General features: G+C 73.4%; 21 protein-coding genes. 8 read left to right on the top strand and 13 right to left on the bottom strand.

The features are described from left to right. Position 1: 1 nt before the first annotated feature. The 3 genes from KJS59_RS26360 to KJS59_RS26370 are packed head-to-tail and all read right to left on the bottom strand — an operon-like array spanning position 2 to position 2,521. Positions 2 to 904 carry a hypothetical protein gene (locus KJS59_RS26360; RefSeq protein WP_213455836.1) on the bottom strand — a complete coding sequence of 301 codons (903 nt, stop codon included), beginning with the start codon at positions 902 to 904 and terminating at the stop codon, positions 2 to 4. Between the two features lie 8 nt (positions 905 to 912). Beyond that, on the bottom strand, positions 913 to 2,031 hold the full coding sequence (locus KJS59_RS26365) for an SPFH domain-containing protein (RefSeq protein ID WP_213455913.1): 1,119 nt from the start codon (positions 2,029 to 2,031) through the stop codon (positions 913 to 915). A 52-nt stretch (positions 2,032 to 2,083) separates the two neighbouring features. Beyond that, entirely contained in the window at positions 2,084 to 2,521 is a 438-nt protein-coding gene (locus KJS59_RS26370) for an NfeD family protein (protein WP_213455838.1), read from the bottom strand. Between the two features lie 259 nt (positions 2,522 to 2,780). Between KJS59_RS26370 and KJS59_RS26375 the strand changes: the two genes are divergently transcribed. Next, complete coding sequence (locus KJS59_RS26375; RefSeq protein WP_249714929.1) at positions 2,781 to 4,103, top strand: serine hydrolase domain-containing protein; 1,323 nt, start codon at positions 2,781 to 2,783, stop codon at positions 4,101 to 4,103. Between the two features lie 11 nt (positions 4,104 to 4,114). Here KJS59_RS26375 and KJS59_RS26380 read toward each other — a convergent pair whose 3' ends face one another. Further along, complete coding sequence (locus KJS59_RS26380; RefSeq protein WP_213455842.1) at positions 4,115 to 4,930, bottom strand: DUF3097 domain-containing protein; 816 nt, start codon at positions 4,928 to 4,930, stop codon at positions 4,115 to 4,117. A gap of 112 nt (positions 4,931 to 5,042) precedes the next feature. Here KJS59_RS26380 and KJS59_RS26385 point away from each other — a divergent pair, with 112 nt between their 5' ends. Together KJS59_RS26385 and KJS59_RS26390 are read left to right on the top strand one after the other, a co-directional pair. Further along, a complete protein-coding gene (locus KJS59_RS26385; protein WP_213455844.1) occupies positions 5,043 to 5,831 on the top strand; it encodes a hypothetical protein in 789 nt (262 codons plus the stop codon). Positions 5,832 to 5,881: 50 nt separating this feature from the next. Next, positions 5,882 to 6,556, top strand: coding sequence for an FKBP-type peptidyl-prolyl cis-trans isomerase (locus KJS59_RS26390; RefSeq protein ID WP_213455846.1), 675 nt, complete (start codon positions 5,882 to 5,884; stop codon positions 6,554 to 6,556). Between the two features lie 88 nt (positions 6,557 to 6,644). On the opposite strand, the gene KJS59_RS26395 is transcribed toward KJS59_RS26390, so the two are convergent. From KJS59_RS26395 to KJS59_RS26430, 9 genes are all read right to left on the bottom strand, one after another. Next, positions 6,645 to 7,448 (bottom strand): phosphoribosylaminoimidazolesuccinocarboxamide synthase, encoded by an 804-nt coding sequence (locus KJS59_RS26395; RefSeq protein ID WP_249714931.1) that lies wholly within the window; start codon positions 7,446 to 7,448, stop codon positions 6,645 to 6,647. Next, complete coding sequence (locus KJS59_RS31475; protein ID WP_249714919.1) at positions 7,351 to 7,977, bottom strand: hypothetical protein; 627 nt, start codon at positions 7,975 to 7,977, stop codon at positions 7,351 to 7,353. Before KJS59_RS31475 ends, KJS59_RS26395 begins: the two co-directional genes overlap by 98 nt. Before the next feature lie 91 nt (positions 7,978 to 8,068). Continuing rightward, positions 8,069 to 8,848 carry an HAD-IIA family hydrolase gene (locus KJS59_RS26400; RefSeq protein WP_213455850.1) on the bottom strand — a complete coding sequence of 260 codons (780 nt, stop codon included), beginning with the start codon at positions 8,846 to 8,848 and terminating at the stop codon, positions 8,069 to 8,071. Then, the gene (locus KJS59_RS26405; RefSeq protein WP_213455852.1) at positions 8,845 to 9,888 is read right to left on the bottom strand and encodes a ferrochelatase; all 1,044 of its coding nucleotides are present in this window, start codon (positions 9,886 to 9,888) and stop codon (positions 8,845 to 8,847) included. Before KJS59_RS26405 ends, KJS59_RS26400 begins: the two co-directional genes overlap by 4 nt. Positions 9,889 to 9,945: 57 nt before the next feature. After that, on the bottom strand, positions 9,946 to 10,716 hold the full coding sequence (gene fabI, locus KJS59_RS26410) for an enoyl-ACP reductase FabI (RefSeq protein ID WP_213455854.1): 771 nt from the start codon (positions 10,714 to 10,716) through the stop codon (positions 9,946 to 9,948). A gap of 13 nt (positions 10,717 to 10,729) precedes the next feature. After that, positions 10,730 to 11,434: a 3-oxoacyl-ACP reductase FabG gene (gene fabG / locus KJS59_RS26415; protein ID WP_213455856.1), complete on the bottom strand. Its 705-nt coding sequence runs from the start codon at positions 11,432 to 11,434 to the stop codon at positions 10,730 to 10,732. Positions 11,435 to 11,845: 411 nt separating this feature from the next. Next, positions 11,846 to 12,796, bottom strand: a complete 951-nt coding sequence (locus KJS59_RS26420; protein WP_213455858.1) for a VWA domain-containing protein — start codon at positions 12,794 to 12,796, stop codon at positions 11,846 to 11,848. After that, entirely contained in the window at positions 12,793 to 13,722 is a 930-nt protein-coding gene (locus KJS59_RS26425) for a DUF58 domain-containing protein (RefSeq protein ID WP_213455860.1), read from the bottom strand. Before KJS59_RS26425 ends, KJS59_RS26420 begins: the two co-directional genes overlap by 4 nt. A gap of 7 nt (positions 13,723 to 13,729) precedes the next feature. Then, positions 13,730 to 14,848: an AAA family ATPase gene (locus KJS59_RS26430; protein ID WP_213455861.1), complete on the bottom strand. Its 1,119-nt coding sequence runs from the start codon at positions 14,846 to 14,848 to the stop codon at positions 13,730 to 13,732. 269 nt (positions 14,849 to 15,117) lie between these two features. Here KJS59_RS26430 and KJS59_RS26435 point away from each other — a divergent pair, with 269 nt between their 5' ends. From KJS59_RS26435 to KJS59_RS26455, 5 genes are all read left to right on the top strand, one after another. Further along, entirely contained in the window at positions 15,118 to 15,315 is a 198-nt protein-coding gene (locus KJS59_RS26435) for a hypothetical protein (RefSeq protein WP_213455864.1), read from the top strand. A gap of 22 nt (positions 15,316 to 15,337) precedes the next feature. Further along, positions 15,338 to 15,853 carry a PH domain-containing protein gene (locus KJS59_RS26440; protein ID WP_213455866.1) on the top strand — a complete coding sequence of 172 codons (516 nt, stop codon included), beginning with the start codon at positions 15,338 to 15,340 and terminating at the stop codon, positions 15,851 to 15,853. Further along, positions 15,850 to 17,373: a PH domain-containing protein gene (locus KJS59_RS26445; RefSeq protein WP_376771276.1), complete on the top strand. Its 1,524-nt coding sequence runs from the start codon at positions 15,850 to 15,852 to the stop codon at positions 17,371 to 17,373. The genes KJS59_RS26440 and KJS59_RS26445 overlap by 4 nt, the downstream gene beginning before the upstream one ends. Positions 17,374 to 17,499: 126 nt before the next feature. After that, positions 17,500 to 17,895 carry a thioesterase family protein gene (locus KJS59_RS26450; RefSeq protein WP_213455868.1) on the top strand — a complete coding sequence of 132 codons (396 nt, stop codon included), beginning with the start codon at positions 17,500 to 17,502 and terminating at the stop codon, positions 17,893 to 17,895. Further along, the gene (locus KJS59_RS26455; protein ID WP_213455870.1) at positions 17,892 to 18,725 is read left to right on the top strand and encodes an MBL fold metallo-hydrolase; all 834 of its coding nucleotides are present in this window, start codon (positions 17,892 to 17,894) and stop codon (positions 18,723 to 18,725) included. Before KJS59_RS26450 ends, KJS59_RS26455 begins: the two co-directional genes overlap by 4 nt. The last annotated feature ends 63 nt before the right edge of the window (positions 18,726 to 18,788 follow it).

Consider the following 18,788-nt stretch of genomic DNA (forward strand, 5'->3'; position numbering starts at 1 on the left):
CTCAGCTCCCGGCCGGCTGTAGCCGGCAGACCCGGCGCAGCATGGTGTCGAGGGCGTTCCGGTCCGCGTCGCTGACCACGATCTCGGTGTAGAGCTGTTCCATTTCGCCGTCGCCTGATCCTCGTTGGCTCAGCGTGACCCAGGCGGGGAACACGAACGGCTTCTTGATCTCGGCGAGGGCGTGCTGGTCGCACCGGCCGGGGGTGGCGGTCACCGGGATGGCCAGCCGCCGCTGGCCGGGCGCCAGGGTACCCAGCGGGCGCGGGCCGGGGGCATCGATGGTGTACATGATGCTGCCGGTGAGGTCGTCGACCCGCACCGCGGTGTCCTCCTCGCCACGGTCCACCACCAGGTTGCCGTGCAGCCCGCCCGGGTACGCCGTCCAGTCTCCGAAGTGGATGGACGCGGCGCGGTGCAGCCGGGCCGCCTCGCAGTCCAGGTGCAGGAGCTTGTCCAGCATGGGGTTCGGGTCCGCCAGGGCGAGCCGCAGGCTGCGCGCCTGGCCGCCCTCCGGGGCCACGTCGGCGACCACGGTCGACGCGGCCGCCCGGGGTGAGGTGTGCACGCCGTCGCAGCGCCCGGTGCCGAACGGGACCGGCACGTCGACGCGCAGCCCGTTCGGCGGCAGCAGCGCGTCGACCGTCACCGGCCCGGTCCCCTCGAAGGAGGGCAACTCAAGGTCGACGCGGGAGACGCGCACCGGCAGCGGACCGTCGTTGTGGAAGGCGACCTCGACCGTGCGGGCGACCTCGTCGGTGCGGTACTGCTCGACGCTGACCCGCAGCGCCAGGCCCGCGCCGGCCGGCTCGGAGCGCTCGCGCAGCGCCGCCACCGCGCCCACGGCGACGGCGGCCGCGGCAACCGCCGCGACCGCCGTCACCACAACGGTCCTTCCGCGCCCCATCCGGTGGATTATGCGCGATCACGCTCCTGCTCGGGCTGCCCGGTGAGCGTGCCGGGCGGGGTGGGCTCCGGCGCCGGCAGCCCGGCCGGACCGGTGTTGCCGCCCCTGCTGACCTGCGCCTCGGCGGCGCGCACCTGGTCGGTGACCTCCTTGGCGGCGCGCGCGGCGGCCTCGGCCGCCGCGGCGGCCTCCTGCTCGACCTCCCGCGCCGACGGCCCGGCTGGCTCCGCGACCGGCTGGTCGTCCGCGGCCGAGGTCAGGCCGCCCAGTGCGCCACCCAGCCCTTCGAGCGCCTTGGTCAACTCGGCCGGCACGATCCAGACCTTGTTCGCCTGCCCGTTCGCAATCTGCGGCAGCGCCTGGAGGTACTGGTACGCCAGCACCTTCTGGCTCGGGTTGGCCTGGTGGACCGCGTCGAACACGGTGCGGATCGCCTTGGCCTGGCCCTCCGCCTGGAGGATGCGGGCCTGCCGGTCACCGTCCGCCCGCAGCACCGCCGCCTGCTTCTCGCCCTCGGCGGTGAGGATCTGCGACTGCTTGTGACCCTCCGCGTTGAGGATCGCGGCCCGCCGGTCCCGCTCGGCGCGCATCTGCTTCTCCATCGAGTCGCGGATGCTCGGCGGCGGCTCGATGGCCTTGATCTCCACCCGGGTGACCTTCACGCCCCACCGGCCGGTGGTCTCGTCCAGCACCACGGACAGGTGCCGGTTGATCTCCTCGCGGCTGGTCAGCGCGCGCTCCAGGTCCAGCGAGCCGATCACGTTACGCAGCGTGGTGACCGTCAACTGCTCGATCGCCTGGAGGAAGTTGGAGATCTCGTAGGTCGCCTTCACCGGGTCGACCACCTTGAAGTACAGCACCGTGTCGATCGAGACGACCAGGTTGTCCGAGGTGATCACCGGCTGGGGCGGGAAGCTGACCACCTGCTCGCGCAGGTCCACCTTGGTCCGCACCGCCTCGATGAACGGCACCAGCAGGTTCAGGCCCGGCTTGAGCGTGCGCTGGTAGCGGCCCAGCCGCTCGACCACGTCGTTGCGCTGCTGCGGAACGACGCGCACCGACCGGAACAGCGTGATCACCACCGTCAGCGCGATGATCGCGACGACCGCGGCGATCAGGTACTGCAAACCCTCCACCGTTATCCCTTCAATCTGTCTATTCGTCCCGCATCGGGTCGGTTCACTCGTCGCGCCACACCATGGCGGTGGCGCCCTTGACCTCTATCACCCGCACCCGCTCCCCCGGCTCCATCACCTGGGTCGCGTCGTAGGAGCGGGCAGTCCACAATTCGCCGTCGAGCTTCACGAGCCCGGCCTCGGCGCTGACCTCCTCGAGCACCAGCCCGACGGAACCCTCGAGCGCCGTCAGCCCGAAGGGCGTCTGCTCCGGGTCCGACTCGGCGGTGCGGTGGCGCCGGATGACCGGTCGAACCAGCCCCAGCGCCAGCACCGACACCAACGCGAACACCAGCACCTGCACGGGTTGCGAAGCGTTCAACGCCGCCGCCACGGCCGCCGCGGCCGCTCCACCGGCCAGCATCAGCAGCACGAAGGTCAGCGTGAACAGCTCGGCGACCGCGAGCACCGCCGCCAACACGATCCACAGAACCGCCTCCATGCGTCGATCGTGTCACGTCTGTGCACCCTCCGGCCATTACTGGGTACCGGGCGTCGTACCGGACGTACCAGGCGTCACAGCGTCGTACTCCCGCCACAACCGCGACGCCGGAGCCGGTCCGGCGGTTAGGGTGCCCAGGAGGGTGACCATCAGGGGTCGGCCCGGCCGAGAGGGGACTTCCGCCACCGTGTCCGACGCGCATCCGGTCACCGCGACCACCCAGCACCCGGCCGGCGGCGACGCGGCTGCCCGGCCCGCCCTGCTGCCGGAGACGAGCCGGCGGGTTGACGAACTGGTGGCCGAGGCGCAGAGCAAGGGGCGGGCGCCCGCGGTGGTGGCCGGCGTCGTCCGGGACGGTGGACTGGTCCACTTCGCCGCCGCCGCCGACGGCCCGCCGCCGGGCCCCGACGTCCAGTTCCGGATCGGCTCCATCTCCAAGACGCTCACCGCCGTGCTCGCCCTGCAGCTGCGGGACGAGGGCGCGCTCTCCCTGGAGGACCCGCTGTCCCGGCACGTCGCCGGCACCCCGGTCGGCGGCGTGACGATCCGCCAACTGCTCGCCCACGTCGCCGGCCTCCAGCGGGAGCCCGAGGGCGACTGGTGGGAACGCTGCGCCGGCACGGACATCGAGACCATGATCAAGCAGCTCACCCCGGACAAGCTCGCCCACCCCCCGCACCGCACGTTCCACTACTCGAACCTGGCGTACGGGCTGCTCGGCGCGGTCCTGACGGCCAGCACCGGCACGTCGTGGCTGGACCTGGTCACCGAGCGGCTGCTCGCCCCGCTGGAGATGACCCGCACCACCTACCAGGCCACCGAGCCGTTCGCCCGCGGCTACGTCGTGCACCCCGCCCACGGCGCGCTGCGCGAGGAGCCCCGCCACGACGCCGGCGCCATGGCGCCCGCCGGGCAGCTGTGGTCAACCACGGCCGACCTGGCGACGTGGGCCGCGTTCCTCGCCGACCCGGCCCCGGACCTGCTCGCCCCCGGCACCGCCGCCGAACTGCGCGCCCCGGCCGTCATCGCCGACCCGGACGCGTGGACCGCCGGGCACGGCCTCGGCGTCCAACTCTGGCGCGACGGCGAACGTGTCTACGTTGGACACAGCGGCTCCATGCCGGGGTACCTGGCAATCCTGATGACCCACCACCCGTCCCGCACCGGCGTGGTCGCCTACGCCAACGCGTACACGCTACGCGGCAACGGCAGCATCGTGGGGCTGGGGCGCCGGCTGCTCACCGCCGTACTGGACAGCGAACCGGCCGCCCGCCCGAAGCCGTGGCGCCCCGGCACCCCACCCCCGCCCGAGGTCGCGCCGCTGTGCGGCCGGTGGTGGTGGATGGGGCGCGAGTACGAGGTGGGCTGGGACACGCAGGCGCCCGAACTCCTGATGACGCCGCTGACCAACCCGGGCGCCAAGCCGTGGCGCTTCACGCCCGAGGGCCCGGACCGCTGGCGCGGCAGGTCCGGCGAGAACGACGGCGAGATCCTGGCGGTCCGCCGCGACCCGCACGGCACCCCGGTCGCCCTGGACATCGCCACGTTCATCTTCCACCGCAGTCCCGACGAGGAACCGTAGCGCCGGACCGGCTACACCTCGCCCACCGTCACGAAGTCGATGAGGCGCTCGACGGCACCGATCAGCGGCGTCTCCACATCCTGGTACGACGAGACGCGGGAGAGGATGAGCCGCCACATGTCGGCGGGGTCGGCCACCCCCAGGGCGGCGCAGACGCCCTCCTTCCAGGGCCGGCCGGGCGGCACCACCGGCCACGCGTCGATGCCGAGGCGGACGGGCCGCACCGCCTGCCACACGTCCACGTAGGGGTGGCCGGTGACCAGGACGTGCGGGGAGGTCACCGAGGCGACGATGCGGCTCTCCTTGGAGCCGGGTACCAGGTGGTCGACCAGCACGCCGAGGCGGCGACGCGGGCCGGGGGCGAAGTCGCGGACGGCGCCGGCCAGGTCGTCGATGCCGGCCAGGGGCTCCACGACCACGCCCTCGATCCGCAGGTCGTCACCCCAGATCCGCTCGACCAGGGCGGCGTCGTGGCTGCCCTCGACCCAGATGCGGCTGGCCTTGGCGACCTGCGCGCGCACCCCGTCCACGGCGATGGAACCCGACGCGGTGCGGCGCCGGACCGGCTCGGCGGGCGCCGCGGCACGGGGACGCCGCAGCGTGACCACCTCGCCGTCGAGCAGGAACGCCGCCGGTTCGAGGGGAAAATTGCGGCGCCGGCCGTGCCGGTCCTCCAGAACCACCGCGCCGTGCTCGAAGCCGACCACCGCGCCGCAGAAGCCGGAGTCGGCGTCCTCGACCACCAGATCCGGATCGGCGGCCACCTCCGGGATGGCGCGGCGGCGGCGCCAGTCGCCGGACAGCACGTCCTCGCTGTACCTCCCCATGGGTGTCGAAACTAACCCTGTCCGCCCCGCCGATCCGGGCGGCGCGCCGGTTGGGCGACCGGCTCGCGTCGTGCCGAGACAAGGCGCGCGCACAGCACGTACCCTTGCCTGCATGTCCCCCGCAGCAGGCGCGACGACCCTGGTGACCCGCCGGTCGACCCGGTTCGTGGCCTGGGTGCGCGCGTGGCGCGCGGGCCTCGTGCCCTTCGACGAAATCGCCGACGAAATCGCCGGCGAGGAGGAGCACCTGGTCGCGGACGCGCCCGGCGCGTGGATGGACGTCTCGCTAACCCAGGCGCTTCCCGCGCTGTCCCGGCTGCACCCGGACGAGATCCGCCTGGTCCTGCCGGCCCCCGGCGACCCGCGCGGGCTGCCCGGCCCGGGCCCGTTCGCCGGTGCCGCCCTGCTCGCCGGCGAGGGTGTGATCGCCGGCGAACTCGGGCTGGTGCCGGAGGTGCGCACCCACACGTCCGGCTCGGGCGACGAGTTCGAAACCGTCCTGTGGCGGGTGTTGCCGCTGCCGGCCGAGCCCCGCCCGGCCCACCTGGAGCCGACCACCGCGGAGAGCGAGTCGGACCTGTCGGTCGCGCTGGCCGAGGCCACCGCCCAGCTCACCCGGCTGGACGTGGCGCAGTGGCGCCCCGAACTGGCCGGCGCCCTCGCCGCGCTGCGCAAGCCCGACGCCGGCACCGACCTGCCGCCCGGCTTCGACCCGCGCGCCCGCCGCCTGTACGCGCGCGCCGCCGTGCTGGACCGGGTGCTGGCGCTGGCCGGGCACACCGCGCCCGGCGGCGCGATCAACAACCACGAGGCCCAGCAGCGCGACGCCGCCCTGCGCCCGCTCACCGCCGCCTGCCGCCGCGCCCTCGTCGCCGCGTGCAACGCCCCACTCGCGACCTGAACACGCCGCTACCGGTACCGTGTGGGGCGCCGCCGAGGGCGCAGACCAACATGGGAGTCGATGTCGTGAGCGAGCAGGAAACGGCCCAGCCGATGACCAAGGGGCAGAAGCGGGCCGCGGCCCGGGAGGCTGCCCAGCGCGCGGCCGCGGCGCGCAAGCGGCGGCAGTCCCAGCTCGGCGCCCTCGCCGGCCTCGCCGTCGTGGCCATCCTGATCGGCGTGTTCGTCGCGTTCGGGCCCGGCAAGGGCGGCTCCCCCGACACCGCGTCGGCGCCCGGCACCGCGGCCACCACCGAGGCCCCGGCGGGTAACGAAGCCCCGGCCGCCACGTTCCCGCCGCTGCCGCCGGGCGCCGACCCGGCGCTGGCCACCAAGCCGGTGGTCAAGGCCGGCACCGGCAACCTGACCAAGCTGCAGGTCACCGAACTGATCCAGGGCACCGGCCCGGCCGCCCAGGCCGGAAACCAGGTGCTGGTGAACTACGTCGGCGTCACGTACAAGACCGGCGAGGAGTTCGACTCGTCCTGGAGCCACTCCCAGCCGTACCCGGTCCCGCTCGGCCAGGGCCGGGTCATCCCCGGCTGGGACCAGGGCCTGCTCGGCGCGAAGGTGGGCAGCCGGGTCCAACTCGACATCCCGGCGGACCTGGCCTACGGCGAGAACCCGCAAAACGGCGCACCCGGCGGGGCGCTCCGCTTCGTGGTCGACATCCTCGCCGTCCAGTAGCGGCGCCATCCGCCGAGTATCAGCGAGATCTTGGTACGGACACGCCGATTCTGGGCAGATCCGTACCACGATCTGACGCGGGACCCTTCTACCAGGCCTTGCCGGTGATGCGTTCGTACACGTCGACGTATCGGTCCCGGGTGGCCGCGACGATGTGGTCCGGGACCTCGGGCGCCGGGGGGCGCTTGTCCCAGCCGGTGCCGGCGGCCCAGTCCCTGACGAACTGCTTGTCGAACGCGTGCTGGGGCCGGCCTGGCGACCAGTCGTCAGCCGGCCAGAATCGCGACGAGTCCGAGGTGAGCACCTCATCGCCGAGCGTCAGCGTGCCCTCCGGCGACCAGCCCAGCTCCAGCTTGGTGTCGGCGATGATGATTCCGCGCGAGGCGGCGATCTCGGCGCCTCGCCGGTAGACCTCGATCGTGATGCGGCGCAGCTCCGCGGCGACGTCCTCACCTTCCTGCGCGACAACGTCCTGGAAGGTGATGAACTCGTCGTGCCCCTCGGTCGCCTTCGTCGTCGGCGTGAAGACGGGCTCGGGCAGCTTCGACGCCTCGACTAGACCGGGGGGCAGTGGCACCCCGGACACGGCACCGGACTTCTCGTATTCCTTCAGCCCGAGGCCGGCGAGGTACCCCCGGGCGATGCACTCGACCGCGACCATGGTGAGGCGCCGGCACCGGATGGCCCGCCCGGCGAACTCCTCCGGCACGTCCGTCGCGGAAATGACGTGGTTGGGCACCAGGTCCGCGAGTTGCTCGAACCACCACAGGCTGAGCGCGGTCAGCAGTTTGCCCTTATCCGGTATCGGAGTCGGCAGGACGACATCGTAGACCGACACACGATCGGAGGCCACCAGGATGACATCGCCGCGGTCGAGGTAGACATCCCGCACCTTGCCGGAGTGAAGAAGCTGCACCGTTGCCCCTAATCCGTGATCTCGTAGTCGTTCCCGACACCGACTCGCCGTTGACGGTAGTCCCCGCCGAGTGCATCGCTACAACGAGGGGGTCGGCGATCTCCGGCTTGAGGTTCGCCCGCCAGAACTTCTTGTCCGGGCGCACGTACTGGCGTCCGTCGACGACAAGGATCTCCATGCCGCCGTTACCGATGGACACCCGGCCGCCGAGGTTCTTGTCGTCCACCTTGATGTCGAACTTTATCCGCCCGTTCCCGGCGTCGATGTCGCCCACGATCCGGTAGGTCCGGACGCTCGTCAGCGCGGCCACCGCGCGCTGGAGCACCTGCGCCGGCGCGAGGATCGCGATGCCGTTGTCGGTTGGGGTGGGTGTGGGCGTGACGGTGGGAGTCGCGGTCATTGTCGGGGCGGCCGACGGTCGGCCGGCACCGTCAACGCAACCGGACAGCAGCGCGACGGCCGCGGCTACCGCGATCAGGCGTGGTTGGACCGGCATCGTCCTCATGAGACCCTCCGAATGCGACGCCACAATGAATGGGCCGAAGGCGACCATGAAACGACGCCCGGAATACCGGGTGTCAATGAATTATGTGGGATCAGACTTCATCCAGAAGATCCGCCACCGACGCGACGACCCGTGAGGGCCGGTACGGGTAGCGGTCGACATCCGCCCGGGTGCTGATTCCGGTCAGGACGAGAATCGTCTCCAGGCCGGCTTCCAGGCCGCAGAGCACGTCGGTGTCCATTCGGTCGCCGATCATCGCGGTGCTCTCCGAGTGCCCCTCGATGGTGTTCAGCGCCGAGCGCATCATCATCGGGTTCGGCTTGCCGACGAAGTACGGCTCGACGCCGGTCGCCTTCGAGATCATCGCCGCGACCGAGCCGGCGGCCGGCAGTGCGCCCTCGCTGGACGGGCCGGTGGCGTCGGGGTTGGTGCAGATGAATCGGGCACCGCTGTCGATGAGCCGGATGGCGGTGGTGATGGCGGAGAAGCTGTAGGTGCGGGTCTCCCCCAGCACCACGTAGTCCGGCTCGTAGTCGCTGAGCACGTAGCCGACCGAGTGCAGCGCCGTCGTCAGCCCCGCCTCGCCGATCACGTACGCGGTGCCGTCCGGCCGCTGGTCCGCCAGGAACTGGGCGGTGGCCAGCGCGGAGGTCCAGATGCGCTCCTCCGGCACGTCGAAGCCCATGCGGGTGAGCCGGGCCTGTAAGTCGCGCGGGGTGTAGATGGAGTTGTTCGTGAGGATCAGAAACGGTTTGCCCGACGCCCGCATGCGGGCGACGAACTCCGGCGCACCGGGGATCGGCACCCCTTCGTGGACGAGCACGCCGTCCATGTCGGTGAGCCAACTCTGGACGGGCTTGCGCGAGGTCATGGGGTCTCCACGGAGGTCGGGCGGCGCGGCGGGGCGCAGCAGCCCTCGGGGCAACGGTGCCAGAGCGGCAGCGTACCGAGCCGCTGCCCCGGCTCGACGTCGAACAGGCCGGTGGTGACGCTCCGCTCGGCGACCAGGTCGCCGATCATCGCCACGAAGCGCGGGTCGGTGCCCGGCGTGCCGGCGCGGGCGAAGCCGAGGCCGAGCTTCTGCGCGGTGGCGGCGGCCTCGCTGTCCAGATCCCAGATCACCTCGAGGTGGTCGGAGACGAAGCCGATCGGGCTCACCACCACCGCCGTGGTTCCGGCCTCCGCGAGCGCGGCCAGGTGGTCGTTCACGTCCGGTTCCAGCCACGGGACGTGGGCCGGGCCGGAGCGGCTCTGCCAGACGAGGTCCCAGGCGAGGCCGGGGGCGGCCCGTCCGGCGACCAGCGCCGCCGTCTCGCGCAACTGCGCCTCGTACCGGCCGCCGTCGGGGCCGGCGGTGCGCGCCGCCGACAGCGGGATCGAGTGCGCGGTGAACACGATCCGCGTGGTGGCCCGCTGCGCCGGCTCCAGCGTCGCCAGGGCGGCCCGGACCGCGTCGGCGTGCGGCTCGACGAAGCCCGGGTGGTCGTGGAAGTGGCGCAGCTTGTCGATCTCGGGCGCGTCGGGGCCGACGGCGGCCCGGGCGGCGACGATGTCGTCCAGGTACTGGCGGCAGGACGAGTACCCGCTGTAGGCGCTGGTCACGAACGCCACCGCCCGCCGCACGCCGTCGTCGCGCATCTGCCGGACGGTGTCGGCCAGCATCGGCGTCCAGTTGCGGTTGCCCCAGTACAGGGGCAGGTCCAGGCCGCTGCCGGCGATGGCCGCGAGCAGGTCGCGGCACTGCTGGTTGATCGGCGAGACGCCGCCGAAGTGCCGGTAGTGCTCGGCCACCTCGGCCAGCCGCTCCGGCGGCACCCCGCGACCGCGCGTGACGTTCGCCAGGAACGGCAGCACGTCGTCCGGTCCCTCGGGGCCGCCGAACGAGACCAGCAGGAACGCGTCGTACCCCATGAACCCCATCTTGCCCCGGTACCGTCCGGGCGCCCTCACCAGGGCCCCGGACCGGCGCTAGGCGCCGACCGCGTGGTAGCCGCCGTCGACGTGGACGAGTTCGCCCGTGGTCGCCGGGAACAGGTCCGAGACGAGGGCGAGGCACGCCTTCGCGGCCGGCTCGGTGTCGGTGAGCTGCCAGCCCAGCGGCGCCCGGTCACCCCACGACTCCTCGAACGCCTCAAAGCCGGGGATCGACTTGGCGGCCATCGTGCGCAGCGGGCCGGCGGAGACCAGATTGCTGCGGATGCCCTTCGGGCCGAGGTACTTGGCCAGGTACCGGGACGCCGATTCCAGGCCCGCCTTGGCCACGCCCATCCAGTCGTAGACCGGCCAGGCGACCGTGGCGTCGAAGGTCAGCCCGACGATCGCGCCACCCGGCTTCATCAGCGGCAGCGCCGCCATGGCCAGCGACTTGTACGAGTACGTGGAGACGTGCACCGCCGTGGCGACGTCCTCCCACGGGGCGTCCAGGAAGTTGCCGCCCATAGCGGTCTGCGGGGCGAAGCCGATCGAGTGGACCACGCCGTCCAGCCCGTCGACCTGCTCGCGCACCCGGTCGGCCAGGCCAGCCAGGTGCTCGGCGTTGGTGACGTCCAGTTCGATGACGTCGCCGACCGGCTGCGGCAGCCGCTTGGCGATCCGCTCCACCAGGCTCAGCCGGCCGAACCCGGTCAGCACGACGGTGGCGCCGTACTCCTGGGCGAGCTTGGCGATCGAGAACGCGATCGACTGGTCGGTGATGACGCCGGTGACCAGCAGCCGCTTGCCTTCGAGCAGTCCAGACACTGTCCAACTCCCTCTAGTGACCCATGCCCAGGCCGCCGTCGACCGGGATGACGGCGCCGGAGACGTAACCGGCGGCGTCCGACGCCAGCCAGGTGACCACGCCGGCGACCTCCTCCACGGCGGCGAACCGGCCGGCCGGGATCTGCTTGCGGTACTCGGTCTTGCGCTCCTCGGGCAGCGCGGCGGTCATGTCGGTCTCGACGTACCCGGGCGCGACCACGTTCGCGGTGACGTTGCGGGTGCCCAACTCGCGGGTGATCGAGCGGGCCATGCCGACCAGGCCGGCCTTGCTGGCCGCGTAGTTGACCTGGCCGGGGCTGCCGAGCAGCCCGACCACCGAGGAGACGAAGATCATCCGACCCCAGCGGCCGCGGACCATCCTCGTGGCCGCCCGCCGGGCGCAGCGCCAGGCCCCGGTCAGGTTCGTGTCCACCACCCGGGTGAACGACTCCTCCGACATCCGCATCAGCAGCGTGTCGTCGGTGACGCCGGCGTTGGCGACCAGCACCTCGACCGGGCCGAACTTCGCCTCCACCGCGGTGAACGCGGCGTCCACGGCGGCACCGTCGGTGATGTCGCACTGGACACCGAACAGCCCCTCCGGGGCCCCGCTGCCGCGGTGCGTCACGGCGACCCGGTCGCCCTGCTTGGCGAACGCCTGCGCGATCGCCAGCCCGATGCCCCGGTTTCCCCCGGTCACGAGCACGGTTCGGGCCACGTCGTCCCCCCAGCGGTAGTAGTCGCAGGAAGACTAGTACGGGGGGCGGCGGGCGCGCGGGGTGGGCGCAGGGGTGTACTGTAATCCCGGCTTTTCCGCCCGGCACGCGTCTTTAGGAGGTGATCGCTGTGCGAGATAGCGATCCCCCTAGTCGTGGCCGGGTCCTTCGCCGGTCGCGCTAGCACGTGTCTTAGCGCCGCACCGGCACCGCCTCCCGGCCCGACATCAGGTGTGCGTCATTCCCCCGCCACGCCGTCATGTCCGGAGCCCCCCATGAGCCGATACGCCGCACCGCTGGGCTTCACCCTGGCCGCCGCCTGGGTCCTCGTCATCTTCTTCCTGGTCAGCTCGACCCCGTGAGGCGACCGGCCCGGCCCACACGGGACCGGGCCGACCGCACCAGGTCGCCGCCTACACCAGCCTGGACGTCCACACCAGACCCGCCGCCGCGCCCGCCAGGGCGAGCAGCAGGGCGATCCCCGCGTACCAGTGGGTCACCTCCCGCGGGACCGTCCGGTGCCCGATCGAGGAGCCCATGTCCTGGTACACCTTCTTCAGCTGGGACAGCGAGGCCGCCTCGTAGAAGAAGCCGTTGGTGCTCTCCGCGAGCTGGGCCAGCGACTGCCGGTCGACCGGCACCCGCTGCACCTGGCCGGCGATGTCCACCACGCCCTCGTCGGTGCCGAACGCGATCGTGGAGACCGGCACGCTCGCCGCCGACGCGGCCGCCGCCGCCTCCTCGATGGAGCGGCCGGCCGTGCGGTAGCCGTCGGAGAGCAGCACGATGCGGGCCGGCGGGGCGCCGTCGGCCCCGTCCGCGGGCACCGAGCGGATCGCCTCCAGGCTGGTGAACACCGCCTCGCCGGTGGCGGTCGCCTCGGCGAGCTGGAGCCCGTCGATGGCCTGGGTCACGGCGGAACGGTCCTTCGTCGGCGAGACGAGCACGTTCGCGGACTTGGCGAACGACACCAGTCCGAGGTTGTAGGTGGCCGGCAGCTCGGCGACGAACTGCTTCGCCGCCTCCTGCGCCGCCTCGAGCCGGTTCGGCGCCACGTCGTCGGACTGCATGGACAGCGACACGTCGATCGCCAGCATCACCGTGGCCCGCTCCAGGGGCTCCTCCCGGTCGATCGAGGGACGGGCCATCGCCGTCGCCAGCGTCAGCATGCTCAGCAGCAGCAGCGCCGCCGGCACGTGCCTGCGCCAGCCCAGACCCTTGGGTACCAGGGTGCGCAGCAGCTCGACGTTGGTGAACCGCACCGCGTACGCGCGGCGGTGCAGTTGCCGCCAGACGTACAGCCCGGCGAGGGCCACGACCGGGATGACGGCGAGCAGCCACCACGGCTGCAGGAAACGAATCATCGGGTAGTTCCTCGGGTGCGTGCGTGCCGCTGGGCGGCGACGAAGCGGACCATGTCCAGCAGCCAGTCGGAGTCGGTGCGCAGCCGCAGGTGGCCGGCGCCGGCACCGCGCAGCGCGCCGGCGATCGCGGCCCGCTGGGCGGCGGCGGTCTGCGCGTACCGCTGCCGCAGCTTCGGGTCGGCGGTCTGCACCTCGTGGCCGCGGCCGGTCTCCGGGTCGACCACCTCGAGCACGCCCACGTCGGGCAACTCCAGCTCGCGCGGGTCGACCACCTCGATGGCCAGCACCTCGTGCCGGACCGCGAGCTTGCGCACCGGCCGGGCCCACTGCTCGACCGGCGCCATGAAGTCGGAGATCACCACCGCCTGACCGCGGCGCCGGGGCGGGCGGTTCAGCGCGTCCACGAGCGCGCCGAGGTCCCCCCGGCCGGGGCGGCTCGGGGTGCTGGCGAGCGCCCGCAACAGCCCCTGGGCCTCCTTGCGCCCGGGACGGGCGGGCAGCCGCCGCACGTCGCCGCCGGTGCCCGGATCGCCGCTGGCGACGACCGCGCCGATCCGGTTGCCGCCGCGCACGGTCAGGTGCACGATCGCCGCGGCCGCGGAGATCACCAGTTCGCGCTTCAGCCACCTGCCAGTACCGAAGTCGAGGCTGGCCGACATGTCCACCGCCAGCCAGCTCTCCAGTTCCCGGTCCGCCACGGTCTGGCGCACGTGCGGCAGCGTGGTGCGGGCCGTCACCGGCCAGTCCATCCGGCGCACGTCGTCACCCGGCCGGTACTCCCGGGACTCGCCCGGCTCGGTGCCCGGCCCGGACAGCAGCCCCAGGTAGTCCCCCTGGAGCAGGCCGTCCAGCTTGCGGGTCACCATGAGCTGGAGGCGGGACAGGACGGCGTCCGCCCGCGCGTCGTCGACCGCCGGCGGGCTCATCGGCGGCTCACTGCAGCCGGCCGCCGCCGCCGGCGGCGGGCCACCCGGCGCCGCTGACCGGGGACGGCGGCGGCGGGCTGGCCTGCTGGCGCGGCGCCACGGTCGGCAGCGGCACGGTGGCCAGCACGCGGGCCACGATCTGGTCCGCCGGCACGTCGTCGGCGAGCGCGTCGTAGCTGAGCACCAGCCGGTGGCGCAGGATGTCCGGGGCGATGTCCTGCACGTCCTGCGGCAGCGCGTAGTCCCGGCCGCGGAGCAGGGCCAGCGCCCGGGTGGCCCGGACGATGCCCAGCGACGCGCGCGGCGAGGCGCCGTACTGGATGAGCTGCGCCACGTCCGGCATGCCGTGGTCGGCGGGGGCCCGGGTCGCCAGCACCAGGCGTACCGCGTAGTCGACCAGCGCGTTGTGCACGAACACCTGGTCCGACTTCTGCTGCAGGGCGATCAGGTCGGCGGAGGTGAGCACCGGGGTCGGGGTGGGCGGCGCCACGCCCATCCGGTACACGATCTCCCGCTCCTCGGCGTCGGTCGGGTACCCGACGAGGATCTTCATGAGGAACCGGTCCCGCTGCGCCTCCGGCAGCGGGTAGACGCCCTCCTGCTCGATCGGGTTCTGGGTGGCCATCACCAGGAACGGGTGGGGCACCGGGTGGGTCTCGCCACCGATGGAGACCTGCCGCTCGGCCATCACCTCGAGCAGCGCCGACTGCACCTTCGCCGGCGCCCGGTTGATCTCGTCGGCGAGCAGGAAGTTCACGAAGACCGGCCCGAGTTCGACGTCGAACTTCTCGTTGGACTGCCGGTAGATCCGGGTGCCGACGATGTCCGCGGGGACCAGGTCCGGGGTGAACTGCACCCGGGCGAACGAGCCGCCCACGACCGTGGCCAGGGTCTCCACGGCGAGCGTCTTCGCCACCCCCGGCACGCCCTCGAGCAGGCAGTGGCCGCGCGCCAGCAGCGCCACGAACATCCGCTCGACCATCCGGTCCTGCCCGACAATCACCCGCTTGACCTCGAACAGGGCGCGCTCCACGAGGGTGGCGTCCTCGGCCGGGGTGCTCGGTGGCCCGCTCGCCGGTTCGCCGGCCTCGGATGCGGGCGTCGATGGGTTGGTCGGATGGGCCACCCGGTCCTCCTGTGCGAATCGACGGTGACGACCCGTCAAGCCTCTCACCTCACCCAACCTCTCGGGTGGCGAGCACGGCATTGCCGGCGAGGGTCGTACGACACGGATTGGCGTCGCCGACCGTCAACCGGGTTGCGGGATCCGACCAAAACGGCACGTCACTCGGGTAGACACGAGGGGCGCAAGCGTGTGTACGATTCGAACATCGCCGGGCGGCTTCCCCCGTGGCCGCCCGGCGTTTTCCATACCCACCTCCTAGACTTGCCGCCGTGGGTGACCCCCTGATCTGTTCCGCGAAGGGGTGCCGCGCGCCCGCCGCGTGGGCGCTGCGCTGGAACAACCCCAAGCTGCATCCGCCCGAGCGGCGCAAGGTGTGGCTCGCCTGCCCCGGGCACCGCGAGTCGCTGGGCGCGTTCCTGTCCACCCGCGGCTTCCTGCGCGAGGTCGCGCCGGCCGACGCGGGATGATCCCGTCGAATACGCTCGTTGGGTGACCGCCGAACCCCACAGCGCCCCCCGCAGCGCCCTTCAGCCATGGCCCGAGACCGTCGCCTGGCGGCCGGTGTCGCCTCGGCTGATCGTCATCGAGCTGCTCGGCCTGGCGATCGGGCTCGGGCTGCTGCTGGTCGCCGCCCTGGTCGCCTGGGCGATCAGCGGCTCGAACTGGTTCGGCCTGGCCGTCGCCGCGATCATCGTGCTCGCCGCGGTCCGCGCCGCCACGATCGTCCGGGCGGTCCGCGCCTGGGGCTACGCCGAGCGCGACGACGACCTGCTGGTCCGCCACGGCCTGCTGGTCCGCCGGTTGTCCATCGTGCCGTACGCGCGGATGCAGTTCGTGGACGTCACCGCGGGCCCGCTGGAGCGGATGTTCGGGCTGGCCACCGTCCAGTTGCACACCGCCGCGGCGGCCAGCGACGCCCGGGTGCCCGGCCTGGCGCCGGCCGAGGCGTCCCGGCTGCGGGACCGGTTGACCGCGCTCGGCCAGGTCCGCGCGGAGGGGCTGTGACCGATCCGGTCCGGTTCGGCGGCGGGCCCGACGCCCACGACTCCCCCGGCGCCGCCGGCACTCCCCCCGCCCCCACCCACGGTGTGCCCGGCGCTCACGGTGTGCCCGGCGGCGGCCCCGGCGCGCACGCTACCCACGGCGTGCCTGTCGCGGGGCCCGAACCGCGCCGGCGGCTCGCGCCGCTCACCCCGCTGCTGCGCAGCGCCCGCCTGCTCGCCCTGCTCATCGCCGGCATCTCCTGGCGCGGCTTCTCCGAGCTGGGGCTCAGCAAGTTCCTGCTGGTGGTGGCGCTCGGCCTGGTCGGGCTGATCGCGCTGTCCGTGGTGAGCTGGTGGGTCACCGGGTACCACGTGGTCGGCCGGGAACTGCGCATCCACGAGGGCCTGCTGTGGCGCCGCACCCGGGCCATCCCGCTGGAGCGCCTCCAGTCCGTCGAGGTGGTCCGCCCGCTCCTGGCCCGGCTCGGCGGCCTCGCCGAACTGCGCCTGGAGGTCGTCGGCGGCGCCAAGACCGAGGCGCCGCTGGCCTACCTGTCCGTGGCGGACGCCGCCACCCTGCGCACCCGGCTGCTCACCCTCGCCGGCCACGCCGCCCCGCCCGCGCCCGCCGCCGGCGCCGCCACCGCGGGCACGCCCGCCCCGGCGGCCGCCGCCGACCCCGGGCGGTTCATCCACCGGGTCGACAACCACGACGTATGGCTGAGCCAGTTGCTCACCCCGCAGGCCTGGTTCACGCCGCTCGCCCTCGGGTTCGTCCTCGTGCAGTTCCTGTTCGAGCACACCTGGGGCTTCATCGCCCTGGCCAGCACGCTCACCGCCATGGTCAGCGTGATCCAGCAGCCGGTCCGCCGGGTGCTCACCGACTGGGACTTCCGCCTCGCCGCCGACCACGCCGGCCTGCGCCTGCGCCACGGCCTGCTGGAGACCCGCAGCCAGACCGTCCCGCTCAACCGGGTCCAGGCCGTCGGGCTGACCTGGCCGCTGCTGTGGCGTCCCAAGGGTTGGCTGCGCGCCCGCCTCGACGTCGCCGGCATCGGGCACGACCGCGCCAGCCAGGAGAACCTCCGCTCCGGCCGGCTCCTGCCGGTCGCCACCGTCGACACCGCCCGCCGGGTACTCCCGGAGGCGCTGCCCGGCGTCGACCTGGCCAACCTGCCGGTGACCCCGCCCCCGCCCCGCGCCCGCTGGCTCACCCCGATCGCCCGCCCCGCCGCCGGGCTCACCGACCGGGTCTTCGTCACCTGGGACGGCCGCCTCACCCGGGAACTGGTGCTGGTCCCGTACGCGCGCATCCAGAGCGTGCGCGTGGTTCGCGGGCCCGTCCAGCGCCTGCTCGGGCTGGCCACGGTCCACGCCGACACCGCCGGCTCGCTGGCCGCCGCCGCCCGCTACCGCGACCTGGACGAGGCGTGGGCGATCGCCGCCGACCTCGCCAACCGCGCCCGGGCCGCCCGCGCCGCCGCCGCTCCCCCGACCCCACCCGCGTCCACCTGGGACGCGAGCGGGGGCGGCGCCCGCTAAGCCGGGCGAGGGGCCGCGGCGGGCCTGCCATACGCGACGGCAGCCCGCCATACGCGAGTCAGGCGGAAACGTCGGCGAGCCCGGCGGTCAGGCCCCGACGGCGGTCGCAGCGGCTAGGGTGGCGGTATGGAGCGGGAGGCCACGTTGACGGCGGGTCTGGCGGCGCGGGTGGAGCTGACGGTGACCGACGGCGACACGGCCCAGGCGGTCGGCTCGGGTGACGTGCCGGTGCTGGGCACGCCGCGGGTGCTGGCGCTGGCCGAGGCGGCAACCGTGGCGGCGACCGCCAGCCAACTGCCGCTGGGCGCGACGACCGTCGGCACCCGGGTGGAGTTGGAGCACACGGCGCCGACCGCGGTGGGGCACACGGTGGTCGCCGAGGCCCGCCTGACCAAGGTGGACGGCCGCCGGCTGACGTTCGAGGTGACGGTCGCGCAGGCGGAGCGGCCGGTGGCCAGCGGGCGCATCGAGCGGGTCCTGGTGGACCGGCAGCGCTTCGTCAGCGGGGCGTTCGCCGGATGACCGCCACCGGCTTCGCGGAGGTGGCCGCCGGCGTCTACGCGCTGCGGTACCCGGTGTACGACGTGACGGTGACGCTGGTGGTCGGCGACGACGCGGCGCTGGTCGTCGACACGCTGTCCACGGCGGAGCAGGCCACGGAGCTGGCCGAGGCGGTCCGGCGGGTCACCGCGCACCCGTGGACGGTGGTCAACACCCACCATCACTTCGACCACGCGTTCGGCAACGCCACGTTCGCCGCGGCGGGGGCGCCGGTGTGGGGCCACGAGGGTACCGCCAACCGGCTCAACGCCGGCGGCGAACGAACCAAGCGCGAGCTGTCCGAGGAACTGGCGGACGCCCAGCCGGAACTGGCCGCCCAGATCGCGGCGGTGCGGGTGCACCCGCCGGAGCGCACGGTGCACCAGGAGGCGACGCTGGACATCGGTGGCCGGCGGGTCACCCTGCGGTTCCTGGGGCGCGGACACACCGACAACGACCTGGTGGTCGCGGTCCCGGACGCGGACGTGCTGGTCGCCGGGGACCTGGTCGAGTCCGGCGGCCCACCGGGCTTCGGGGACGCGTACCCGCTGGAGTGGGCGGACACGGTGGCCGGCCTGCTGCGCATGACCGGCCCGGGGACGGTGGTGCTGCCCGGCCACGGCCCGCCGGTCGACTCCGCCTTCGTGCTGGCCCAGCACGCCGACCTGACCCGGCTGGAGTGGCTGATCCGGGAGGGGCACGCCAACCACTCCCCGGTCGAGGCGGTGGCCGCGCGGTCCCCGTTCGGCGTCGAGACGTCACTGCCCGCGGTCCGCCGCGGCTACGCCCTGCTGGACGGCACCCTCAGCTGACCGGCGGATGGCCGGGCCGGCGCGCGGTGCCGGCCCCGTCGCCCGCGCTACCGGGCAGGTGGG

Origin of the sequence: Rhizomonospora bruguierae (genome assembly GCF_018397995.1) — a bacterium.
GTDB classification, from domain to species: domain Bacteria; phylum Actinomycetota; class Actinomycetes; order Mycobacteriales; family Micromonosporaceae; genus Rhizomonospora; species Rhizomonospora bruguierae.

Excerpts from the sequence above, each read along its gene's own strand:
- KJS59_RS26360 (WP_213455836.1), bottom strand. The coding sequence starts at position 904 with ATGGGGCGCGGAAGGACCGTTGTGGTGACGGCGGTCGCGGCGGTTGCC.
- KJS59_RS26370 (WP_213455838.1), bottom strand. The coding sequence starts at position 2,521 with ATGGAGGCGGTTCTGTGGATCGTGTTGGCGGCGGTGCTCGCGGTCGCC.
- KJS59_RS26380 (WP_213455842.1), bottom strand. The coding sequence starts at position 4,930 with ATGGGGAGGTACAGCGAGGACGTGCTGTCCGGCGACTGGCGCCGCCGC.
- KJS59_RS26385 (WP_213455844.1), top strand. The coding sequence starts at position 5,043 with ATGTCCCCCGCAGCAGGCGCGACGACCCTGGTGACCCGCCGGTCGACC.
- KJS59_RS26390 (WP_213455846.1), top strand. The coding sequence starts at position 5,882 with ATGGGAGTCGATGTCGTGAGCGAGCAGGAAACGGCCCAGCCGATGACC.
- KJS59_RS31475 (WP_249714919.1), bottom strand. The coding sequence starts at position 7,977 with ATGAGGACGATGCCGGTCCAACCACGCCTGATCGCGGTAGCCGCGGCC.
- KJS59_RS26400 (WP_213455850.1), bottom strand. The coding sequence starts at position 8,848 with ATGACCTCGCGCAAGCCCGTCCAGAGTTGGCTCACCGACATGGACGGC.
- KJS59_RS26405 (WP_213455852.1), bottom strand. The coding sequence starts at position 9,888 with ATGGGGTACGACGCGTTCCTGCTGGTCTCGTTCGGCGGCCCCGAGGGA.
- KJS59_RS26420 (WP_213455858.1), bottom strand. The coding sequence starts at position 12,796 with ATGATTCGTTTCCTGCAGCCGTGGTGGCTGCTCGCCGTCATCCCGGTC.
- KJS59_RS26425 (WP_213455860.1), bottom strand. The coding sequence starts at position 13,722 with ATGAGCCCGCCGGCGGTCGACGACGCGCGGGCGGACGCCGTCCTGTCC.
- KJS59_RS26450 (WP_213455868.1), top strand. The coding sequence starts at position 17,500 with ATGGAGCGGGAGGCCACGTTGACGGCGGGTCTGGCGGCGCGGGTGGAG.
- KJS59_RS26455 (WP_213455870.1), top strand. The coding sequence starts at position 17,892 with ATGACCGCCACCGGCTTCGCGGAGGTGGCCGCCGGCGTCTACGCGCTG.